General features: G+C 47.3%; 20 protein-coding genes and 1 riboswitch. Of the genes, 7 read left to right on the top strand and 13 right to left on the bottom strand.

Translation table 11 applies throughout. The features are described 5' to 3' along the window. Window positions 1-29: 29 nt before the first annotated feature. A riboswitch (SAM riboswitch) is annotated at window positions 30-127 on the bottom strand. Between the two features lie 228 nt (window positions 128-355). After that, window positions 356-1663, bottom strand: a complete 1308-nt coding sequence (locus tag ACWIP2_RS12195) for an APC family permease (protein WP_448520214.1) — start codon at window positions 1661-1663, stop codon at window positions 356-358. A gap of 203 nt (window positions 1664-1866) precedes the next feature. Next, window positions 1867-2601 (bottom strand): membrane or secreted protein, encoded by a 735-nt coding sequence (locus ACWIP2_RS12190; RefSeq protein WP_448520213.1) that lies wholly within the window; start codon window positions 2599-2601, stop codon window positions 1867-1869. Window positions 2602-2741: 140 nt separating this feature from the next. Between ACWIP2_RS12190 and ACWIP2_RS12185 the strand changes: the two genes are divergently transcribed. Then, window positions 2742-3653, top strand: coding sequence for a DUF1838 family protein (locus tag ACWIP2_RS12185; RefSeq protein ID WP_448520212.1), 912 nt, complete (start codon window positions 2742-2744; stop codon window positions 3651-3653). A 2-nt stretch (window positions 3654-3655) separates the two neighbouring features. After that, window positions 3656-4201 carry an NUDIX domain-containing protein gene (locus ACWIP2_RS12180; protein WP_448520211.1) on the top strand — a complete coding sequence of 182 codons (546 nt, stop codon included), beginning with the start codon at window positions 3656-3658 and terminating at the stop codon, window positions 4199-4201. Between the two features lie 66 nt (window positions 4202-4267). On the opposite strand, the gene ACWIP2_RS12175 is transcribed toward ACWIP2_RS12180, so the two are convergent. The 4 genes from ACWIP2_RS12175 to ACWIP2_RS12160 all read right to left on the bottom strand — a co-directional run bounded on the left by ACWIP2_RS12175 (window position 4268) and on the right by ACWIP2_RS12160 (window position 11224). Next, window positions 4268-5137 carry a sigma-70 family RNA polymerase sigma factor gene (locus tag ACWIP2_RS12175; protein ID WP_448520210.1) on the bottom strand — a complete coding sequence of 290 codons (870 nt, stop codon included), beginning with the start codon at window positions 5135-5137 and terminating at the stop codon, window positions 4268-4270. A 221-nt stretch (window positions 5138-5358) separates the two neighbouring features. Continuing rightward, a complete protein-coding gene (locus tag ACWIP2_RS12170) occupies window positions 5359-7524 on the bottom strand; it encodes a cation:proton antiporter (RefSeq protein WP_448520209.1) in 2166 nt (721 codons plus the stop codon). Between the two features lie 4 nt (window positions 7525-7528). Then, window positions 7529-9817, bottom strand: coding sequence for a Tex family protein (locus ACWIP2_RS12165; protein WP_448520208.1), 2289 nt, complete (start codon window positions 9815-9817; stop codon window positions 7529-7531). A gap of 54 nt (window positions 9818-9871) precedes the next feature. Continuing rightward, on the bottom strand, window positions 9872-11224 hold the full coding sequence (locus ACWIP2_RS12160) for a tetratricopeptide repeat protein (protein WP_448520207.1): 1353 nt from the start codon (window positions 11222-11224) through the stop codon (window positions 9872-9874). Between the two features lie 127 nt (window positions 11225-11351). Here ACWIP2_RS12160 and ACWIP2_RS12155 point away from each other — a divergent pair, with 127 nt between their 5' ends. Both ACWIP2_RS12155 and ACWIP2_RS12150 read left to right on the top strand, forming a co-directional pair. Then, a complete protein-coding gene (locus ACWIP2_RS12155) occupies window positions 11352-13367 on the top strand; it encodes a SpoIIE family protein phosphatase (RefSeq protein WP_448520206.1) in 2016 nt (671 codons plus the stop codon). Between the two features lie 136 nt (window positions 13368-13503). Further along, window positions 13504-15726: a DUF5916 domain-containing protein gene (locus ACWIP2_RS12150; protein ID WP_448520205.1), complete on the top strand. Its 2223-nt coding sequence runs from the start codon at window positions 13504-13506 to the stop codon at window positions 15724-15726. A 49-nt stretch (window positions 15727-15775) separates the two neighbouring features. Here ACWIP2_RS12150 and ACWIP2_RS12145 read toward each other — a convergent pair whose 3' ends face one another. From ACWIP2_RS12145 to ACWIP2_RS12125, 5 genes are all read right to left on the bottom strand, one after another. Next, window positions 15776-16048 carry a hypothetical protein gene (locus tag ACWIP2_RS12145; protein WP_448520204.1) on the bottom strand — a complete coding sequence of 91 codons (273 nt, stop codon included), beginning with the start codon at window positions 16046-16048 and terminating at the stop codon, window positions 15776-15778. Beyond that, window positions 16021-16260: a hypothetical protein gene (locus ACWIP2_RS12140; RefSeq protein ID WP_448520203.1), complete on the bottom strand. Its 240-nt coding sequence runs from the start codon at window positions 16258-16260 to the stop codon at window positions 16021-16023. The genes ACWIP2_RS12145 and ACWIP2_RS12140 overlap by 28 nt, the downstream gene beginning before the upstream one ends. Before the next feature lie 102 nt (window positions 16261-16362). Beyond that, window positions 16363-16719, bottom strand: a complete 357-nt coding sequence (locus tag ACWIP2_RS12135) for a hypothetical protein (protein WP_448520202.1) — start codon at window positions 16717-16719, stop codon at window positions 16363-16365. A 122-nt stretch (window positions 16720-16841) separates the two neighbouring features. Next, on the bottom strand, window positions 16842-17459 hold the full coding sequence (locus tag ACWIP2_RS12130; RefSeq protein WP_448520201.1) for an outer membrane beta-barrel protein: 618 nt from the start codon (window positions 17457-17459) through the stop codon (window positions 16842-16844). A 77-nt stretch (window positions 17460-17536) separates the two neighbouring features. After that, window positions 17537-18400 carry a prohibitin family protein gene (locus ACWIP2_RS12125; protein WP_448520200.1) on the bottom strand — a complete coding sequence of 288 codons (864 nt, stop codon included), beginning with the start codon at window positions 18398-18400 and terminating at the stop codon, window positions 17537-17539. Window positions 18401-18503: 103 nt separating this feature from the next. On the opposite strand from ACWIP2_RS12125, the gene ACWIP2_RS12120 reads away from it, so the two are divergent. Together ACWIP2_RS12120 and recN are read left to right on the top strand one after the other, a co-directional pair. Next, window positions 18504-19142: a SirB2 family protein gene (locus ACWIP2_RS12120; RefSeq protein ID WP_448520199.1), complete on the top strand. Its 639-nt coding sequence runs from the start codon at window positions 18504-18506 to the stop codon at window positions 19140-19142. A gap of 231 nt (window positions 19143-19373) precedes the next feature. After that, window positions 19374-21035 carry a DNA repair protein RecN gene (gene recN / locus ACWIP2_RS12115; protein WP_448520198.1) on the top strand — a complete coding sequence of 554 codons (1662 nt, stop codon included), beginning with the start codon at window positions 19374-19376 and terminating at the stop codon, window positions 21033-21035. Window positions 21036-21122: 87 nt separating this feature from the next. On the opposite strand, the gene ACWIP2_RS12110 is transcribed toward recN, so the two are convergent. Continuing rightward, window positions 21123-21320, bottom strand: a complete 198-nt coding sequence (locus tag ACWIP2_RS12110; RefSeq protein ID WP_448520197.1) for a cold-shock protein — start codon at window positions 21318-21320, stop codon at window positions 21123-21125. An 80-nt stretch (window positions 21321-21400) separates the two neighbouring features. Between ACWIP2_RS12110 and ACWIP2_RS12105 the strand changes: the two genes are divergently transcribed. Continuing rightward, complete coding sequence (locus ACWIP2_RS12105) at window positions 21401-21727, top strand: MGMT family protein (protein ID WP_448520196.1); 327 nt, start codon at window positions 21401-21403, stop codon at window positions 21725-21727. A gap of 66 nt (window positions 21728-21793) precedes the next feature. Here the strand turns inward: ACWIP2_RS12105 and ACWIP2_RS12100 are convergent, their stop codons facing one another. Next, entirely contained in the window at window positions 21794-22570 is a 777-nt protein-coding gene (locus ACWIP2_RS12100; RefSeq protein WP_448520195.1) for a Rossmann-like and DUF2520 domain-containing protein, read from the bottom strand. Between the last annotated feature and the right edge of the window lies 1 nt (window position 22571).

Raw genomic sequence — 22571 nt, 5'->3', positions numbered from 1 at the left:
CAATTGTTCAACATGCAAAACAACAATTAAATTTATTTTTCCCAAAATCGGGTTAGGATTTAGCACCTTGATTTTCAGGTTGCTAAGGGTTCGCAGAGCCTAATCTCTCCCCCTTTCTTAATAAATCAATTGACAGGTTGACAATTGAGTGCTGCAAAGGAGTGTTACAAATGATAGATCGCCAAAATAATTAGGCAGATTTTTGCAATGGTTTCAATAACTGGTCAAATTAACACGTTCTTTTTTACCGCAGAGTGCGCAAAGATTCAATCGCAAAGTACACAAAGAGAAAGACCATCAAAAAAACACTTAGCGGACTTGGCGGTAGCTATTTTTAAAGCGCGTTTTAAACTGCTTACTTACCCATTTTGAGCCAGTAAATCGCCAAGCCTGCGACCATAATCAGTGTGCTGATCAATGATTCCCAAGGCTTTTCATAAGCCACAAAACCAAGAATCCACGTATTGGCGAGCAGAAAAACGGCAGGCGTAACAGGATAGCCCCACATTTTGTACGGCAAAGGGCGGTTCGGATGGCGCAAGCGAAGTACGTACACCCCCGCCACTGCCAGCGAAGTCAGCATCATCAGTACAAAGCCTGTGTACATCATCGCCTGCTCAAAACTTGCCGTGTAGATAAACAGCAGTGTAATGACGGTTTGGGAAATGGTTGCATAAACGGGAGTCTGCCTGCCGCTGACTTTTGCCAAAACGCTCATGAAGGAATAGTCTTCGCCCATGACTTTAAGGATGCGCGGACCAATGAACACCATCGCGCTAACGGTAGAAAGCAGCAGCAGCGCAATCAGCAGCGAAAGCACGTCGCCAATTGCAGAGCCGAAAATATAGGTGCCTGCCAAAAAGCCAATTTCAATTTTTCCTGCCAAATCGGCAATTGGAACGGTATAAAGAAATACAAAATTGACAGCTGTGTAAAGCATCGTTACCAAAAGCGTACTGCCAAAGAGAGAAACAGGCAAATCGCGCTGCGGGTTGCGCAATTCGCCCGCGATGTAGATGGCTGCGTTCCAGCCCGTGTAGGCATAAGACACATAGACGAGCGAAACGGCAAAAGGTGCAGAAGCCAGCCAAGCCCAATCCGAAGCCTGCGGCATGAGGCTGAACTCAACGGGCTGCTCCACAAAAGCAATCGCCGCTACAAAAAACATAACCACGAGCAGTTTGAGCAGCGTGAAAAAGTTTTGGAAATAGCTGCCTACTTTAACGCTGTACGAATGTATGAGCGCAAAAGCAACCACAACCGCTGCCGCCGTGTGTGTCGTTGGCAAATCGGGAAACACTGCTGCCGTGTATTTTGCCAGCGCTACGGCAGCCAGCGCAGTTGGTGCAGCAAAGCCGACAGTTGCTGAAACCCAGCCCGCCAGAAAACCAATGGCAGGGTGGTAAATTTCGCCCAGCAGGTGGTATTCACCCCCCGAACGGGGCGAAGCAGCACCCAGTTCGCCGTAGGCAAGCGCACCACAGAAAGCAATTAATCCGCCAATTGGCCAGAGCATCAGCAGTGCAAAAACAGAGGTTATGTCGGCAGCCTGAAAACCTAAGCTGGTAAATACGCCCGTGCCAATCATATTGGCAACTACTACCGAGCCTGCAGTCATTACTCCGATATTACCCGCAATAGGTTGATTGGTTTTATTGCTCACTTATATGATTTGATTTTGTTTGGTTTACGTAGCGACATAGCACACGGATTGGGGCAGATGACGCGGATTGACACGGTTTTTTCTGTTGCTATTACCGTTGTTCGTGTCCTCACGAACGACATCCCATACGCAAGTGGTTTGTGAGGACACAAACCACGGCATTAGTGTCCCCACGAACAACCATTTCAAGGGGCGATGTGCCATTAATCCACTGCCCAGATTTCATACAAGGCTTCACCACGGCTGTTTTTGCCTTTGTGATGCCAGTCTTTGTCTTTTATCTCAAAGTCAAAAGTCAGGCTTGCACCTACGCGGCTGTTGTCGCGGCTGAAAAACTTGATATTTTCGGTGTATTTGCCGTCTTGCACAGTATAAGTACCGCCGCCGCAGCCGAAGAACTGCTTGGTATCTGTGTTGATGGCTGCCCAAACGAAGTAGCCGCCTGTCAGCAACTTAATGGTTTTGCGGGCGCTGCGCGGCGAACGGGTTTCTTTGCCTTCTGCATCTACCCTGCCTGCAAAGCGCCATAAGCCTGTCAGCGAAGTAGCGCCATCGTCTATTTTCGTCCATGTTTCTGTACTACCTTCGGGTGTGATGATATTCATCTGTTTGCCGTCAGCAGCAACTGAAAAAGTAAATGAGCGGTTGCTGCCAACCAACGTAGAGTCCGCTGAGTTGAACTCCAGCGTTCCGATGAACTGATCGCCTGCTATGCGATACGTGCCGCCCAACACGCCTATGAACTGCTTGTCCTGCTCGTTGAAGGCAGCTGAAACAAAATAACTGTCGCTCATCATATAGATAACTTCAGCACCTGCGGGTATCCCTTGCGGATTCATCACCCGCCACGTTCCTTTCAAGCGGGCATCCTGCGCATACACAAGACCCACTGTCAGCATCCCGATAACGGTCAGCCATAATTTCACATGTTTCATCATTTGATTAAGGGTTGGTTAAACAGGGGTTAAAGATAGCCGATTTCCATGAGTTCATATTTTTTAAAGGCTGCCACGAGGTTTTATGCCGTTTGTAGGCTAATTTGTGCATATCAACAAATTAATATCAAGAAAAACGAAATATGAGAACGATTGGACTATTGCTACTGGCTGTTCTGTTGTTGGCAGCGCCCGAAGCATGGACACAAAAGAAAGGCAAACCTGCTGCCATCGCTCGTTTAGACCCTTCCAAACCCGAAGATGCTGTTAAAATTATGCGCAAACTGCAAACCAGTTTGAAAGATGATGAAGATGTGGTTTATTGGTGGGAAGGCAATGTTTACAGCCGCGTCCCCGGCGAAAAAGACCGCCTGCTGTTTACCTATCAGGCAATGAACGTGCGCCGCAGCGCTACCCTGTCAGACCCTGAAAAAGGCTATGGCTACCGCATGGTATCGCGTGAGCTGCTTTTCTACCAAGACCCACAGACCAAAGAAATCATGCGCACGTGGAAAAATCCATGGACGGGTAAAGAAGTGGAAGTAGTTCACGTCGCCAACGACCCTGTAAACTCGCGCCCGATTTTTGCCAATGCCAACAGCTCTAACCCGTATAAACTGCCCGGTACTATCAAAGACGATATGTTCTTAGCAACTTTTGAAGTGCCTTTGTTCTACTCCAACCCGTTGGCAGGTGATTATCAGGACTATATAGGCGGAACTTACCAAGCGATGGAAATCTTTAACTTTGCCTGCAATACCGATGACCTGCTCGATGCTAATAAAAACACCGCCGAAAAAGCGATTGTAGCATGGAATCGCGTTTCTAAGTGGTTGCCGTGGATGGAAATGGGCGACCGCGCAGGGCAGCTGATTTTCAGCGGTTTAGGCAAAAAATTAAAAAGTTGGGACGATTTGCCCGAAGCGATGAAACAAGAAATTAAAACCAATTATCCTATCTACGTAACCGCGCCGCCAACCAACGACGAGCGCCCCAACGAAACGAGTTGGACGGTTTTTAAGAAATACATTGACGCAAAAAGACGGCAAAAATAAGCATGGAAAGCACGCGCAGTCCGTGGCAAACCCTTTCTTCCAAAGTCGTTTACGACAACCGTTGGATTTCTGTCAGGGAAGATGAGGTAATCAACCCTGCCGGAAATCTCGGCATTTATGGGGTGGTCAGTTTCAAGAACATTGCTATCGGCATTGTTCCCATTGATGCCAATGGCTACACGTGGTTAGTTGGGCAGTACCGCTATCCGCTCAATGAATATTCGTGGGAAATACCGATGGGCGGGGGACACAAAGAGTTGGATGTGCTTGCTTCGGCACAGCGCGAACTCAAAGAAGAAACAGGATTGACCGCTCAAAAGTGGACTTGCCTGATGAAACTGCACACCTCCAACTCTGTTACCGATGAAGTCGGCTATGTATTCCTTGCCGAAGATTTGCAGTCGGGCGAAACCGAATTTGAAGAAACCGAACAACTCGCCCTTTGGCATTTGCCTTTTAGCGAAGCGGTGGCAATGGCGATGGACGGACGCATCACCGATGCCATCAGCGTGGCAGGCTTGCTCAAAGCGGCGGCAGTTGTCAAATAGCGGCAACAAACAAACAGCCATTTCCACAAAAGCAGAAATGGCTGTTTGCTTGTAATCGTCTGAAAACTATCCTAAATATTCAGCTAATTGACTTGCCTTTGAAGATACACGCATTTTCTTGAGCGCTTTCTCTTTGATCTGGCGCACACGCTCGCGGGTAGTGCCCATAATCTCACCGATCTGATCCAGCGTCATTGGCGACTCGATACCAATACCAAAGAACAACTTCAAGATTTTGCGCTCGCGCTCGCTCAGGATAGAAAGCGCACGCTCGGTTTCGATACTCAAAGACTCGTTGTACTCAACATTTTTATCGGTGCTTTCTGTGGTATCGTCAGACATTACGTCGAGCAGCGTACCGCCATCTTCATTATCAAAAGGCGCATCTACGGAAATCTGACGCACGGAAGTGGTCATGATTCCTTTAATCTCTTTCAAATCCATTTCGAGGATTTCAGCCAACTCTTCAGGCGTTGGTTCGCGCTCGTACTGTTGCTCCCATTCGCCTGTAGCTGTTTTGAGCTTGTTCAAAGCATTGGTCTTATTGGCAGGCAAACGCACGATACGGCCGTTTTCGGCAATCGCCTGCATAATTGACTGACGAATCCACCAAACAGCATAAGAAATAAATTTGAAACCGCGCGTCTCATCAAACTTTTGGGCAGCCTTAATCAAACCTAAGTTACCTTCATTAATCAGGTCGTTGAGAGGCATATGTCCATTCTGATACTGCTTGGCTACCGACACAACGAATCGGAGGTTGGCTTTAGTCAGTTTGTCTAATGCGGCCTTGTCGCCCTGCTTAATGCGGCGTGCCAAATCTACCTCTTCGTCCACAGTCAGCATTTCGATACGGCTGATTTCTGTGAAGTACTTCTCAAGGGTAGCGCTTTCACGACGGTCGGTAATAGTGTTTGTAATTTTTAACTGACGCATTGGCTTGCAGATTTTTTTATAGTTATAAACAAATAACGTGATAAACAATAGCATTATTTTTCCTGCCACAAAAAACGCGATCCTCACAACATGAGGAAGGTAAGTTTTGCAACAGGTTAATCAGCGACAAAGTTTGTTTGCAACATGGTGTGAAGGCGCAAAGTTAGAAAACCCAACAAATACAAAATAAATTATTGCGGACTTTTTTTCCGGTAATTCGCTTAATTAACCGATCTGACAATCAAAATACTGGGACATTTGGCAATCCATTCGGGAAACTGTTCGGTTAGTCTTTCGTAAGTACGTCTGCTAACAAGCAGCAAGTCATAACCAACCAGCGGCCAATCAATTACCACAGACGATACTTTCAATATATCAACAGAAAAACTTTCGTAAAAGTTTATCGGTACTATATTTTTTTCGTCGGGTAAGTACAAATCGCTCTGTACGACTGTCAAATGCTGCGCTCCGCCGGCAATAAATTGCTGTACATAAGGCAAAAGTGCCATATCGCCGGGCGCATCGAGCAGTAGGAGCAGCTTTCTGACCTTGTCTAAGCCTCTATCTACGAAGATACCTATTTCTGCATCAACTTCATTGAGAAATCGCTGCACAAGTCCGCCGGTTTTTTCTGTTGTAAATAAAGAACGCGCTCCCCCGACAAGCAATAAGTCAAAATTACCCTTTTCTACGGTTTCTTCCACTTCTTTGACCAAGTCGTCGGTTGTCCGATAAATACAGTTGATAGCCACTTGCAATTGGTTTGCCATTTCTTTGATCGGCGCAAAACCTTCTTGCTCGAATATCTGTGCATCAATCGGGCTTACCTGCGAATTAGGTGTAATATGCAACGCTGTTATCTTCAAATTATTGTAGGGCGGTGTACCCATTTGGGCGGCCAAATGTAGCAGTTTGCGCCCCATAGCAGGTACGCCAAATGAAATGAGGATGTGATAGCTTTCTTTGTCTGCCGTGTCCACTGTGGCTGGTCGCAGCCATTCGGAAACCTTATCAATCAAATCCAGCGCAGGCCCAGTCATCATCGTCGTAGCAACAGCCATAATGACCATCATCGCAAATATTTCGGGACTCAGCAGCCCCAAGTCGTAGCCGATATTGAGCACGACTAATTCCATCAGCCCGCGCGTGTTCATTAATGCGCCGAGTATGAAACTATTCGACCAAGGCAGTCCAACTAAGCGCGCAGGGACGACCGTTCCCATCGTTTTTCCTACAACAGCTACGGCAACAATAACGGCACAAGTTGTCCAAAGGCTACTGTTATTCAATAAGCCGATCTCGGTGCGCAAGCCGGTAAATACAAAAAAAAGCGGCAGGAGGAGTACCAAACTTACATCTTCTACTTTTTCTGCCAAAATCTCTTTGAAACGAATGTTATGCGGAATGACTGCACCTGCCAAAAATGCTCCAAAAAACGCATGGATGCCGATTAGTTCGGTGATTAGTGCTGAGACGAGCAACAAAAGGAAAATAAATGTAATGACTGTGCGGTTGATATTTTCTTTGGATGCATATATCTCCGAAAACTTGATTAGAAATGGGCGAACGCCATAGAGCATCGCTGCCACATAAACAGCCGATGCACCTACGGTCAGCAATGCACCGCCGGTACTCCCCGCCTTTACAGTAGCAACTACTACGGCAAAAAGACACCATGCAGTAATATCATCTACAGCCGCACAGGTAATGATCATGCTGCCGAAAACGGTTTTGCTCAGCCCGCGCTCTTGCACAATGCGCGCCAATACGGGAAAAGCGGCTATGCTTATGGCAATCCCCATAAACAGTGCAAAGCCCATAAAGGGAGTGCTTGCAAGTGCAAATTTTTCATACAGAAAATACGCCAGCCCTACACCCATCGTATAGGCGATAATGATACTCGTATGGCTGATAATAATTGCCTTGCTCGCTTGCTTCCGCAGTACGGACAGATCCAGTTCGATGCCGATGATAAACATAAAAAGCACTAACCCAAACTGACTCAGCGCCTGCAAACCGGGTAGCGAGTCGGCAGGGAAAAGAAAAGCAGTAAAATCAGGAAATAGATTGCCAACCAGAGAAGGGCCGAGAATGATACCCGCCAGAATTTCACCTACTACGGAAGGCTGGCCGAGCCGCGTAGCAAGAATTCCCATCAGGCGTGCAAAAAACACTACCACAATTACTTGCAGCAAGAGCAAGGCGGCCGGATGATGTAGATTTTCAGCCAATGCTGCCCAGAGATCGGTCTCTGTTGCGGCGGCAGATCTCGTTTCAGCCGACGGATCTATACCTTTAGAAAAAGCACTGCCTTGGTAGAAAATCCACCAGAGCAGTGCGGCAGCACCTACGATCAGTGTCGCAAAGACAACAAGTACCCGATTCAAACGACTATCTGAATTTAGACTTGAGTTTAGCCAGTAGGGTATTCATATCCTCTTCAGGTTTAGGCTGTTGGCGTTGTTTGCTTTGTTTATTCCTTGCATCGGGCATGGCAGTCTTTTTTGCTTTTGCTTTATCGGTCTTATCGGCAGCGGGTGCTTGCTTCTGAGTACCTTTCATGCTCAATGCAATGCGCTTGCGGGCTACGTCAACTTCTGTGACGGTTACCACCACGCGCTGATGTACTTTGACTACATCGCTCGGATGCTCGATGAAGCGGTCTGCCATCTGGCTGAGGTGTACCAACCCGTCTTGATGCACGCCGATATCTACAAAAGCACCAAAGTTGGTGATATTGGTAACAATACCGGGAAGTCTCATGCCAACTTTCAGATCGCTGATGCTGTGTACGCTGTCATCAAAAGAGAAAACCTCGAACTGCTCGCGAGGATCGCGGCCCGGCTTGGCTAATTCTTTGACAATGTCCTGTAAAGTTGGCAGCCCGACCGTATCGGTGATGTACTTTTTCAGGTCAATTTTCTTGCGTAACTCTTCGCTGCGCATCAGATCCTGAACGGTACAGTTCAGATCGGCAGCCATTTTTTCTACAATGTGATAGCTTTCGGGATGAACAGCACTTGCATCCAGCGGGTTCTCCCCGTTGCGGATGCGCAAAAAGCCTGCTGCCTGTTCAAATACTTTATCGCCCAGACGCGGTACTTTTTTCAGTTCGCTACGGTTTTTGAACGGCCCGTACAAATCGCGATAGTCCACAATATTTTGCGCCAGCGAAGGCCCCAAACCTGAAACATAGGTCAGCAACTCTTTACTTGCCGTATTAACTTCTACGCCTACGGCATTCACACAACTGATGACCACATCATCCAGAGAATGCTTCAGTGCGCTTTGGTCTACATCGTGCTGGTACTGTCCTACTCCGATGGATTTAGGATCTATCTTTACCAGTTCGGCTAGTGGATCCATTAGGCGACGACCGATAGAAACCGCGCCGCGCACGGTAACATCGTGGTTGGGGAACTCCTTTCGGGCAGCATCGGAAGCAGAGTACACAGAAGCGCCGCTTTCGTTAACCATCACCACCTGAATATTTTTAGGCAGATGAATATTTTTGACAAACTGCTCGGTTTCGCGACTGGCCGTCCCGTTACCGATGGCTATTGCCTGAATTTTGTACTCTTCGCACATGCTGCGGATCTTCATGCTGGCATCGGCGGTTTTCTTTTGTGGCTCGTGCGGGTAGATTGTATCGTTGTGGAGTAGTTTGCCTTGCGCATCGAGGCAAACAATTTTGCAACCTGTGCGAAAGCCGGGATCAATGGCCAGTACGCGCTTTTCGCCCAGTGGCGAAGCCAATAGCAACTGGCGCAGATTATTGGCGAACACCTTGATTGCTTCTTCGTCGGCGCGTTTTTTGGTCAATGCACGAACTTCTGTTTCCATCGAGGGGCCCAGCAAGCGCTTGTATGCGTCTATCACGGCCATTTTCACCTGATCGCTGCTCGGATTGGTATTTTTGACAAACTGATTGATGAGCAGGGAAAGTGCTTCTTCTTCTTCAGGGAAAGATGTAAGTGAAATAAAATTTTCCTTTTCTGCCCGACGCATCGCCAAAATACGGTGTGAGGGCGCATCGGCAATATTTTCCTCCCAGTCAAAATAGTCTTTGTATTTCTGTGCTTCGTTTTCTTTGCCTGCGATTACTTTTGCTTTGAACTTGCCTTTGTTCAAAAAAAGTTCGCGCATATTGGAACGCGCTTGCGCATCTTCGCTGACGCGCTCGGCAATAATGTGTCGTGCGCCTGTAAGTGCTTCCTCAATTGTTTTAACACCTTTTTCTTCATTGATAAAGGTGAGTACTGCCTCAAGCAAGTCTGTCCGGTCGTCTTGTGCCTGCAAAATATCAGCCAGCGGCTCCAATCCTTTCTCTCGTGCCTCAGTTGCTTTGGTGCGTCTTTTCGGACGATACGGAAGGTACAAATCTTCCAGACGCGCCATTGTTTCGGCTGCCATAAATGCTGCTTCCAGCTCCGGCGTGAGTTTGCCCATTTCGCGCATTGATTCGAGAATTGCTTCTCTGCGCTTGTCTAACTCGCGCAACTGGGCAACCCTATCGCGGATGGTGGCTACTGCTACTTCGTCAAGGCTGCCCGTAACTTCTTTGCGATAACGCGAAATAAATGGAACGGTAGCTCCGCTATCCAACAGCTCAACCGTAGCTTGTACCTGCCTTGGGGCGACACTCAGTTCGCCGGCGATTTGCAGGAAGTATTTTTCCATAAGAATTTTTGAATGGCAAAGTGGATTGATACTACAAAATTATGCAAATACGCATCATTTCGCATCTTCAGGCGGGTCAATCAGTCGCAGATTGAAGTCCTCCTCGTGACCTGTGCGTCCCAATATGATATCAATTTCGTAGTTGGCTGCCGGAGCAAGCGGTGTATTGAGCAAGCGACGGAATGTCTTAATTGCGCTTTCGTTTTGCCCAACTTTCTTCAACGCGAGCCCTTGCAGAAAAATAAAAGGCAATTGCTCTCCCGCATTGGTTGTCTTTTTGATCATTGCATCGGTAGCCGCAATAACTGCCTTGTAGTTTTGCTGGTGATAGGGAATAAGGGTGCGCAACAACTGTGCGCGCTGGTTATCGGGATCTATGGCAAGTAACTCGTTTAGTGTTTTTGCGGCATCTTCGTACCTGCCAAGTTGAAACTGATACTCGCTGATCGTCATCAGAGACTCTTTCTTTTTGATGGTGCTGCTCTCGTGCTGGACAGCATTTTGCAACTGCGGGAGCGTTGTGCTGTGGTCTACTTTCCGCTTGGCAAGTTGCACCGAAATAACATGAGCTGAAGGAAAATCTTTTTCAATAGCTAATGCTTTTTCGACAAAATGATTGGCCAAGTTGTCTTCATACATGCGGAAATAGGTAAGCGCCATAGCTGTGAAATATTTGGGAGAATAGCGCTCGATGCGGTTTTTGAAAACCCCAAACTCTGCATTTTTCCAACTTGCAGCAGCTTTTTCGTATTGATTTTGATGAAATTGGGCAAAGCCCAACTCATAGTAATACTTAGCCTTGACAGCAGGCAGCTGTGCAGCTATTTTAGGTATGTATTTCTGCAAAGCAGCCTCAGCATCGGCATATTTACCAACCATGTTACTGATTTTGGCATAATAGTACACAGCAGAACTATCCTCTTGCGACAGTTGATAGGCTTGTTTGATCTGGGCATGGGCCTGTGTCAAATCGCCATCCCGAACTAATCGGCTTGTTGCCACGATCTTGTAATTGATCTTTTTAGCATTATCCGACTCGTATTTGGTTGCCAGATTGAGGTTGTCTATGATTTTTTTGGAATTGTCTTCTGCAATTCCAATTTTAGCAAGCAATACATAGGCGGGTGTGTAATCGTTGCGCAATTGGATAGTGCTGCTCAGCGTCTTGCTCGCGGCCGGATAGCGCCGCAGCAGAAACTCGCACAATCCTTTTTCGTACCAGTAGAAATGATTTTTAGGTTCTCGCTGGATAGCAAAATCATAGTTTTGAATTGCCTGCTCATACTGCCTCGCTTTTCTAGCTTTTACAGCCTGATAGTAAAAATCCAATCCGCTTTGCTGCTGTGCCAAAGCGCTGTAACTGTAAAAGACGAGTAAAATGAAAATCGTAGTACAAATTTGCTTCATAGATATCCTGCTTAGACAGAGTGTCCGCTGTGGTCTGAATGGTCGAATAAACAAATGCTTGTTTAAGTTAGTGAAACCTTTCCTTTTTGGCAGCTTTTTTCTTAAATTGCTTTACAAATCAAAAGTAATGAAATCTTTTGCAAGGTTACTCATAGCCCTGTTTTGTTACAGTATTTTGTGGGGCAATTATCTGCATTTAGCACAGGCACAAAACCAACGAAGTAAATTATTTTCAGGACAAGTACTTAGGGCAGACAATGTCCCTGTAAAAGGTACGAAGGTTTTCTTCGATGGTTTCCCCAATATCAGTTCAGAAACAGACCCCTCAGGCAGTTTTGAACTTAAAATGCCTGCTTCTTTTGCTATTACTGACCAAACAATTATTTACGTAGGCAACAAAAAGATCGAGCGCAGTGGTTTTGCATACAATTCATCAGATAATGCACTGATAATCAAGCTGAAAGATGAGCTACCCGACGGTGCTATTCAGGTTATCGAAATATTTGATGAAAAAAACCAGTCGTTGCCTAAAGTCAGCGTACAACTCAAAGGAAAGAGATTCAAGACTGATGAAAAAGGACAAATCATATTTAATAGCCCACCTTATCTCAAAGCAAATGATCTTGATAATGAGCAAATTAAGGTAGAGGGTTACGAAGTGAGCAGTATTTACTATCTAGCAGCCAATCACCGCTTTTTCATCTACCTGAAAAGCAGCAAGCCGATAGCCGATAAGCAAGAGACAGCCGCTATCCAGCAGGTATCGGATACGAAGCCGCCCACAGAGCAACCTACTGGACGGCAAGCACAGATACGAGATGTGATCAAACAAGACTTTAGCAGTGTGCTTAACGAATTGGAGATGGAAAAGCAATTTCTCAGCGAGCGCAGTTCCAAAATCCGCGATAAGATAGAGAAAATAGCTACGCGCCTCAGCAATCAGACACTTTCGGAAGATGAAAAAAGCGAACTTCGCAAATATCTTAACCGGCTGGAGAAGCAACTGATAGAAAATGATCTGGCCTACGAAAGAGCACAGGAACGCATCAAGCAGGCAATTGACCAGATGCGGCTCGAGGTAATGTCCAAAGACTCACTCAATGCTGCTGCTGCAAAAAAGATAGCACGCATCGCTGCTGAAAAAGAAGCTGCCATTAAAGAAAAGGAAGCCATCGAGGCGCTTTATCAGGCGCGTTTGCTCATCGGTTTTATCATCTTGGTTATTCTTGCAGGGGCTGCAATTGTTTCTTACATGGTTTCCCAGAAACTCAAAAGACAAACGCAAGAGATTATACTGCAACGCAACAGCATCGAAGAAAAAAATAAGAATCTGGAAAAGGCCTATGTCGAAATCCAGTCGCAAAAGACCGAAATTGAGCGACAAAACCACCAGATTACGACCAGCATCCGCTATGCAGAGTCTATCCAGCAGGCAATTTTACCGCCGGCAAGTACTTTCCACGAGCTATTCAAAGATCATTTTATCTATTACAGGCCAAAAGATATTGTATCGGGCGACTTTTACTGGTGCTATTCAGACGGGAACAGGACGCTGCTTGCCGTTGTAGACTGTACGGGACATGGTGTACCGGGCGCCTTTATGTCCCTCATCGGCTATAACCTGCTCAACGACCAAGTCAAGCAGCATGGATTTGGCAAACCTTCTCTTATACTGAAAGGTCTGGATAAAAACCTCAGGCTTGTCCTACGTCAGGAACAAAAAGTCAATAACGACAGCATGGACGTAGGTATTTGTCTCATAGAAGGCAGGCAAGTGCAATTTGCAGGTGCCAAACGAACGCTGCTTATTTATCGGGCACAGACCGACACACTTGAAGAAATACGCGGCGATCGCCGACCAATCGGAGGGTTCAAAAAAGATGTAGCTGCGCACAGCTATCAAGATCACCTGCTGAGGCTTCACACAGACGACTGCCTATACCTGTTCACTGACGGTATTACCGACCAGCCCAACCCGCAACTGCATAAGTTTGGCTATCAGCAACTCAAAGACGTAATTTTGCTCAGCGGAAGTTTGAGTATGGAACATCAACGAAACGAATTCGATAAAGCACTCGAAAAGCACAGACAAAATACCCCCATTCGAGACGATATGACGCTGCTGGCTGTGCGGATTGGTTAAAAGGTACTTGAGGCAAAGCAGCAGACCGGCTCCTAACCGTTTGCAAATCAGCAGGCAAGCAGATAGCTTTGTAGCATTCTACAGAGCTATCAATCAGACAGTTCCTCATCGTCATTACAGCCTGCTTATTTTTTGCATGAAAAAAATCTTTACTATTCTGCTTTTCAGCACATTTGTGCAAGAATACGCTATTGCGCAGGAAGTTTTTAAACCCGATTCGATCCGTAAAAAAGTAGTAGCCGTTCGCACAGAGGCAAGTCTGAAAATAGACGGGCATTTGGATGAAGCCGCATGGCAAACTGCCTTGCCTGTTAGTCATTTTGTGCAGGTAGAACCCTTTCAGGGGCAGCCCGCAGGCTTTGACACCGAAGTACGCATTTTATACAACCATGAATACCTCTATATTGCCGCATTTTGCCGCGACTCGCTGGGGCGAAAGGCTATCCGCGTGCCCGACCTGCGCCGCGATTTTGATAGCGAAGAGCAGGACGTTTTCGGCATCGTCATTGACGGATTCAACGACAAACGCAATGCGATGGCGTTCATGGCAAATCCTTACGGCTCGCAGCGCGACTTGCTGGGTTTTGATGATATGATGTTTGACACCGACTGGGACGGACGCTGGAAAGTCCGCACTCATCGGTTGGACAGCGGATGGGTGGCAGAGTTTGCCATTCCCTGGCAGACCCTGCGCTACCCTGCGCCTGTTGCAGGCAAGGAGGTTGTTTGGGGCATCAACTTTGTGCGCAACCGCCGCGCCAGTAATGAGCTGACAGGCTGGTCGCCCTATCCTCGCGCTTTCAGTGTCTTTCGGATGGAATATGCAGGCGAACTGACGGGCATACAACCGCCGCCGCCTGCGCCCAACGTGCAGGTGATTCCCTACGTGCTGCAAACCGTTGACCGCTACCCTTTTGCGGCTAACAGCAGCGAGCGTGTGCAATCTATTTCCAAAGTCGGCGGGGATGTCAAGTGGGCAATCAACTCTAACAGCGTACTTGATTTAACAATTAATACAGACTTTGCGCAAGCAGATGCTGACCGCCAAGTAAACAACCTGACGCGCTTTTCGGTATTTTTCCCTGAACGCAGACAATTTTTTCTGGAAAATGCCAGCCTTTTCGGGGCAGGTCTTGCGCCTGAGGATAACCTCGTGGGCGGCGCGATGCGCATACAGCCCTTTTTCAGCCGTCGGATTGGCTTGGATGCTGTCGGCAACCCGCTGCCGATCGTGGCAGGTGCGCGCTATGTCTATCGTTCGGTGCAGCGCAACTATGGCGGAATTCTCATGCGGCAGGGCGGCGACGCAACCCATGCGCCCATAACCTATGCCGTCGGGCGCTATTCGCAAAATCTTGGCAAGCAGAACCGCGCGGGGGCGCTCATCACTTACCGCGACGAGGAGGGAATGAACGGTCGTCCGAGCAGCCGCAACATGGTCGCCGCTGCCGATGCTTTTTTCCGTTTCAGCCAGTCGCTAAACCTCAATACAATGGTGATTAAAAGCATTGACACAGACAGTACAGGCAATGGCTTTGCGGGTTTTGCGCAATTCCGCTACAATTCCAACAACTTAGTGGCCTGGCTGACGCAGTCCGTCGTAACGGCGAACTTTAACCCAAAAACAGGTTTTGTTTCGCGGAACAACGTAATCGCCACTACTCCGGGCTTCTTTTTCATTGTTCGCAAGCCCTGGATTCCCAAATTCATTCGCGGCATAGAGCCGGGCATATTTTCCGAAGTATATTTCAATGCCCAAACGCGGGCTTTGCAGGAAGCCCGCGTTTCGTTCAATCCGCTTTGGATAGCGCTGCAAAGCGGCGGCTTTATGGGCGTATTTATTGACCCGACTTTCCAGCGGTTAGAAGATACGTTCAGCCCTGTGAGCATTGACATCCACCCCGGCGATTATCGCTACCTGAGGGGCAGCATCATGGCAGGCAGCGACCGCTCCAAAAAAATATCCTACTTTGCTTCCACAGCATTTGGCGGCTACTACGACGGCAGGCTATGGACTATAAGCGGCAATGTCCGACTGGCTCCCGACCCGCATTTTCAGATGAACTTCAGTTATGAAAATAATCAGTTTCGCGGCGTAGGCATTAATCAAGAGGACGTAAATGTGCATCTGTGGAGCATAGAAAGCCGCATGGCAGTCAATCCGCGCCTGCAACTGATTGGCTTTTACCAGTTCAACTCATCCGCCAATCGCGATATCTGGAACGTGCGGATGTCGTGGGAGTTCCGTCCGCTGTCCTTCGTTTATCTGGTATTCAACCAGCGCGGCTTTGACACCATCAACGAGCGTCAGAAAAGCCAGCATTTGATTGGCAAGGTTACGTATTTGAAGCAGTTTTAAATAGCAAGCAGGAGCTTCGCCGAATTTGTGTTCTAAGTGCGCATTACACCTACACCTTCAGATGGCTTTTAATCAGCGCTGCCCACTGCTGCGCCAATGCCTGCTCGTTACCTAATTGCTCGCGCTCGGAGCGATTGTAAAATTCTAAAAGTATGCCTTCCGATGACTTGTGAGGTTGCAGCACAATGCCCACTTGGGTAATCACCTCATAGCTTTTCCCCGAACTGCCGGCTATTTCGCGTTTGGTAAAATATTCGCAACTGCGTATGTCTGAGAGCGCCACTACCTGATGAGCTACTGCCTCTTGCTTGTCATGTCGCATAAAAATATGTACCGATGCGACAAATTCATGCCAATAGCAACGTGCTCGTCGTGCGCATATTCGCCAATCTGTACGCCATAATTGGCAGCCAATTGGTTCAGTACTTCGCGTAATTGAGCAGCGCGTTTTTTCTGATGAGCCACTGCAAAAAATATTGGTACAATAACGGCAGCTAATGAAAGCCCACCGATAACTAAAGTGCCTGTTTCCACAGATGATAAAATTTGATAAGTTGTTGATAATAAAGTACATAGTAATCTTACCGACAGCGAATCAGACGCTGCCGGCATGGGCATATATGCCACTGTCAACAATTACCAGAAATAGTGGAAAGGGAAAATAGCGTATTGGCGCGGGTGGCGGACTAACCATTGCTTCGAAGCAGCAGTGTACTGCGCAAACAAACTGTCAAAAAATAGCGCCTCTGCCTCAAGCGCAGCACAGAACAAGGCAGCCGGACCTAATAATAGTCTGCTGCCACTGCCTGGAAGTAAATGGCTCTGTACCAAGCTACTGATCCCAAATACGGTACGCGGCTGCTGTACGAACAACTGAAAATCTGCCGTTGCGGCGATAGTTTCCTGAGAAGCAGACTTCGGAATGCCAAGCGCATCCGTATGCACAATGCCTTTGGCAAAGCACAACAGCATTGCCGCAGCAATCGCTATCATTCGCATCAGATGAATAATTTTCAAAATCTCAGGCAGGAAAAAATACGCTTGTAATACTAACGAAAAATAAATCCGAAAGAGGCGAATCTTTCGGATTTTTTACTGTGATTTACAAAAATTTTCTAAAACAGGCTGTAGCTCAGGCTGAGCATGAACTGTCGGATACGCTGATCGGCAGGGAACGATAAGCTGCCCAGATTCAACTGGTTGCTCACACTGCTGAAGCTGCCTTCGTAGCGGGCATCTATACCGAGCTTGCCTATATCCAAGCCGATACCTAATTGCAAGCCAACCGTAGCGTTGTTGAGCTTTTCATTAACGGTAGTGTTGTTCCCCGCAATCGCGCTTAACACCGGACCGCCATTGACCCGCATGACTTTTGCAAAACTGAAGCCTATCAGTACGGGCAGATCCAAACGATTGATGTTGTAATTTTTAATCTGTGTTTGTGCCTGCTGCAAGTTTTGGCTTTCAAAGATTGCCTGACTGCCGATAGAAGTGTAGTAAAGTTCGGGGCGGAGGATAAACTTCGCTATTTGAAGTTGCAAAAATCCGCCACCGTGGAAACTCACCCGCGAGTCGCCGGGAACAAATGAGCCCCCTGCCTGTGGATTAGTTACACGATCAAAATTAATCTGAGAAACGCCGCCACCTAACTTCAGACCACCGTTTAACCCTAATTGTGCGAATCCTGCCACCGGCAAGGCCAGCATACAGAAGATGAAAAAGGCTTTTTTCATTGTGATTTGTGAAATTTGTTCAACCATAACAGACAGGAATCACTGCAAAAAGGTTGCCTAACCATTTAAAAATCTGTTTATTGGTTAATATTTTTGAACAACTGGGGTGTTTGACCATATACAGGCAACTTGCCGTCCCACTTCTCGATATACATTTTCTGGATCAACATGGGTGAGAGTGTGCTGTTGATCAACTTATTGGCATTTGCTTCTGCCTCAGCGCGAATCCGAACAGCTTCTGCCTCGCCTTTGGCTTGCTCAATATTTTTTTGTGCTTCGGCAATGATGCGCTGCTTTTCGTTTTCGGCGCGAATAGCTTCCTGCACAGCCTTAATTTTTGCGTTTACAGCTTCCTCCAATGTGGCAGGCATACGAATTTTACCAATGATGCCGATTTGCTGCACCTCAAAGCCTGCTTTTTCCAGATCGCGGCGGATAATTTTTTCCACTTCTGCCTCAAAATCGCCGCGCTTGGAAACCATATCCTCTGCCGAGTAGGTAGAAGCTACGCCGTTGTGCGCGTTGCGTACCATTGTGCGGATGAACTCGTTGGTGATCTGGCGCAACTCTTTGCGATAGGTACGGAAAATATCCGGCACGCGCTCCGGCATTACGCGGTAGTCTAAACCTACATCAAAAGAAAGGCTCAAACCGTCGCGCGTAGTAACGGTAAACTCCTCATTTACAGGACTATCTTCTGTTACATCTGCCGACCATACCTTGTGCTGAACAAAGGTCGGGAACTCGTAAATAGCCGTTGTGATTGGATTGTACCAAACCATGCCCGTTACCTCAGTAATATCCTGAACGCCTTTATCCTGACCATACAGGTTTACTTTGATACCTACATAACCTGCGTCAATCCGCGTACAGGAAACAGTAGAAAACAAAACTGTGGCTATTAAGGCTACTACAGTCAAGGCGATAGCGCTTTTTTTCATGTTGAAATTTGTTAAAGGTTGTTAATCAAATTACGCGAAACGATCCATTTAAGTTAGCCGGTCTTGCCGTATTTTTGAGGAAATCACCTAAAACGCTTGTCTTATGTACACAGGACTATTGCATACGCACAAATTAGTTGTTGTTCTTTTCTTACTGATCTACCTGATAAAAACCTTCTTACTGCTGGCGGGTAAGTCCGAAGGATTAGAGCGCTTCAAAAAAATGACACGCATTCCTGAAATGGTTATCAGCACGCTTTTCCTGCTGACAGGTATTGTTATGCTGGTACAACTGCCACAAATCCACCCTTATGTTTGGATCAAGGTTGTTGCTGTTTTGGCTTCTATTCCGCTGGCTGTTGTCGGATTTAAGCGCAGCAACAAGGCGCTTGCCTCGCTTTCGTTCGTGTTGCTGGTTGGCTCCTACGGCCTGGCTGAGATGAGCCGCAATGCACCTAAGCAGGAACTGGCCGCAGGAGTAGTTACCGATGCCGGACAAAGCGGCTACGACATACAACTACACGGCAAAGCAATTTACGATGCTAACTGCGTGGTTTGCCATGGTCAGGACGGAGCGCTCGGTGCAGCAGGAGCCAAAAATCTCGCCGTCAGCCAACTAAGCGCCGAAGAAACCATCTATGTCATCACCAACGGAAAAAATGCAATGCCAAAATACAAAAAAGCACTTTCCGAACAAGATATTCAGGCAGTAGCGGCCTACATCGGTACATTTAAGCAGTAATCGGCAAAAATATTTTTTTATTGATTTTGCTGCTTTAATTTTGTTATGCTTACGTCTTTGCGCATGAGCCATTCCAAAAAAATCAGATAGAACACAGATACAGACAGATCCGACCATGCAGAATAACACAACTTTTTTAATTAAAGCATAAAAATCCGTGAAAGTCTGCGTAATCAGCGTTCTGAGAGTGTAAGATGGCTCATGCAAGTAAGATAACTATCAAAAACCGCCATGCTCAAACACCTGGTCATCAGAAACTATGCACTGATCCGGCAATTAGAAATAAGCCCTTCGGCACACCTGAACATTATCACAGGTGAAACCGGAGCAGGTAAATCTATTATGCTGGGCGCTATCGGGCTGCTGCTCGGCGACCGCGCAGATACAAAGGTGCTGCTCAACGAGGGTGAGAAGTGCATCGTAGAAGGACAGTTCGACATTGGTGCATACGATTTGCAGACAGTTTTTGAAGAGGCAGACCTCGATTTTGATGCACACTGCACCATCAGGCGCGAAATCAGTCCTGCGGGCAAGTCGCGGGCATTTATCAACGATACCCCCGTTACATTAGAAGTTTTACGCCGCATCGGCAGCCGTTTGATGGATATCCACAGCCAACACGATACGCTCATGCTCGCTGCCGATGATTTTCAGCGCGATTTATTAGATGCTTTTGCGCAACACCAGCCGCTCAAAAATGCTTATACTGAAGCCTATCGCAATTGGAGAAAAGCAGAACAGGAATTGCAAAAACTGCTCTCACAAGCCGATGCGCTGCGCAAAGATGCCGACTACAATCAATATTTATTGGACGAACTCCGCCAACTTCCGTTGGACGAACTCCACCAAGAAAATATGGAGCAAGAGCTGGAGCGATTGGATAATCTGGAAACCATTAAAACACAACTCGCACTCTTAGGGCAGATGCTTACCAGCGACGAAGGCGGAGCGGAAAACACCCTGCGAAGCGCGATGAGCGAAATACGCAAAATTACGAGCTACTCACCTCGTTATCAGGCACTTGCCGAACGTTTGGAGAGTTTGTTTATCGAAATGCGCGACCTTAGCTCTGAAATAGCAGCCGAAGAAGATAGCCTCTTTTTTGATGAAGAGCAGGCCTACACCCTCAAAACACAGTTAGACAAACTCTATATGCTGCAAAAAAAACACGGGGTAGGAACAGTTGCCGAACTGATTGAGCTACGCGACCACTTGGCAGCTAAACTCAGCCTGACACATAATCTGGACGATGCGATTACAGATGCTCAAAATCATCTGACAGCAGCAACTAAAGCTATGCAAGAAGCCGCAGCAGCGCTAAGTGCCAGCCGAAAAGCCGTAGCAACACCTATAGCACTACAGATTAATACCCTGCTGCACGATCTGGGCATGCCCAATGCTCGCCTACAAATTCAAGTGACAGGAACTGCCCCAAGTCCACACGGAGCAGATCTGGTCAGCTTTCTATTCAGTGCCAACAAAGGCATTCGCCCCGAATCGCTGAGAAGTGTTGCTTCAGGAGGTGAATTTTCGCGCCTGATGCTGTGCCTGAAATACATTCTGGCAGGCAAAACAGCCCTACCAACCATCATTTTTGATGAGATTGACACTGGTATTTCAGGTGAAATTGCGATCAAAGTTAGCAGAATGCTGCGCGAAATGTCTAAGAAACACCAGTTGTTTGTCATCAGCCACCTGCCACAGACGGCAGCCAACGGCGAACAGCACTACTATGTATATAAGGACGACACTGCCGACCGCGTAGTAAGCCGCATCCGCAAACTGAGCCACGAGGAGCGCGTGGGTGAAATTGCGCAAATGATAGGTGGTGCAAAACCATCTGAAACGGCCTATCAAAGTGCAAGGGAACTATTAGCAATGTACACCCAATAAAGCAAAAAGAGCGCCCCATGCGGAACGCTCTTTTGCTCGGAATTCAATTTTGTTACTTCACTAAAGAAAAATCTATAGAGAATTTCATTAGAGTTTCACTACATTGACTGCGTTGAGGCCTTTCTTGCCCATTTTTACCTCGAAACGTACTGCGTCATTTTGAGTCAGTGTTGTAGCGTTGCCCAACTCGCTAACGTGTACAAATACATCTTTTTGAGTCTCATCATCTACGATGAAACCATAGCCCTTCGACTCGTTGAAGAACTTAATCTTACCGGTTTTCATTAAATTGAACTTAAATTGAAAAAAGAACTTGCCCAAATATAAGCACTTTTTAGCAAACTTTAACAAAATCAAGACTTCCGGTGAAAAATAATTTTTTTGAAGATGTATATCAGGTGGTATGCCTGATCCCTCGCGGCAGAGTCAGCAGCTACGGGGCTATTGCGCAGTATCTGGGCAGTAAAATGAGCGCTCGGATGGTAGGCTGGGCTATGAATGCTGCACACGCACGTCCCGAAGTACCAGCGCACAGAGTAGTCAATCGCAATGGGGTGCTAACAGGCAAGCACCATTTCGGGTCTCCCACAGCCATGCAGGAAGCGCTCGAAGCTGAAGGCATCGCAGTAGTGGACGATCGCGTAGTCAATTTCAAAGAGATCTTTTGGAATCCGCAAAAGGAATTGATATAGTCATAACTTCTTGAAAAATAGACTTGTGCAACTGCGCCTTGTTTGTGCGATAGCCTACCTTCGTTGTCAGGGCTTAATTTGAGCTATGCTTTGACTCATCAGGCGATACATCTCCGCCCATGCGGGGTTATGCTGCTGCAAGAGTGCTATGTGTCGCTCCATCACAGGCGTATCGCCGCGCACAGCCGGGCCTGTTTGCGCCTTATGAGGCGGCATCTGCATGGCTTTCTCCAAAGTTTCCTGCAAAAGCGGATGCAAGACCTCTAAATCAAGCCCCGTAGGTTTGAGCATTTGCGCGGCAATATGCCACAAATGATTGGCAAAGTTGCAGGCAATAACCGCCGCAAGATGTATTTGCCGCCGCTCTTCCGAACTTATTTCATATACTTTGGTACTAATGTCGGAAGCAAGCGTCGCCAACAAATCTAACGTAGATTGGTCAGCGGCTTCAATGCAGATAGGTATTGGTCTCCAGTCCAACGCTTTGGCTTTGGAAAAGGTTTGCAGCGGGTAAAAAACGCCATGCCGCCGTTCCAGACCTTCCAGTATGCTCATCGGCAAAGTACCTGAGGTATGCGCCACAACCGCACCGGGCGGCAGCCGCAAAGTAGGCAATAGTTCGGGCAAAGCCGAGTCGGCAACAGATATGATGACCAAATCCGCATCCGAGCAGGACAAATCGGGTTTGCCGATAGGCGTCGCTTCATAAAGTCGCTCGGCAAGCGCGGCGGCATTTTTGCGACGACGGCTGAATACCTCCGTTATGCGATGGCCGCCCGCCTCTAAGGCTTCGGCCAGATGCCAAGCTACGTTGCCTGCCCCAATCAATGCGATGCGAAGCATA

This window comes from Rhodoflexus sp., from assembly GCF_053489755.1.
The sequence above is the reverse complement of the archived record's forward strand: the minus strand, read 5'-3'. Positions and strand labels throughout refer to the sequence as shown.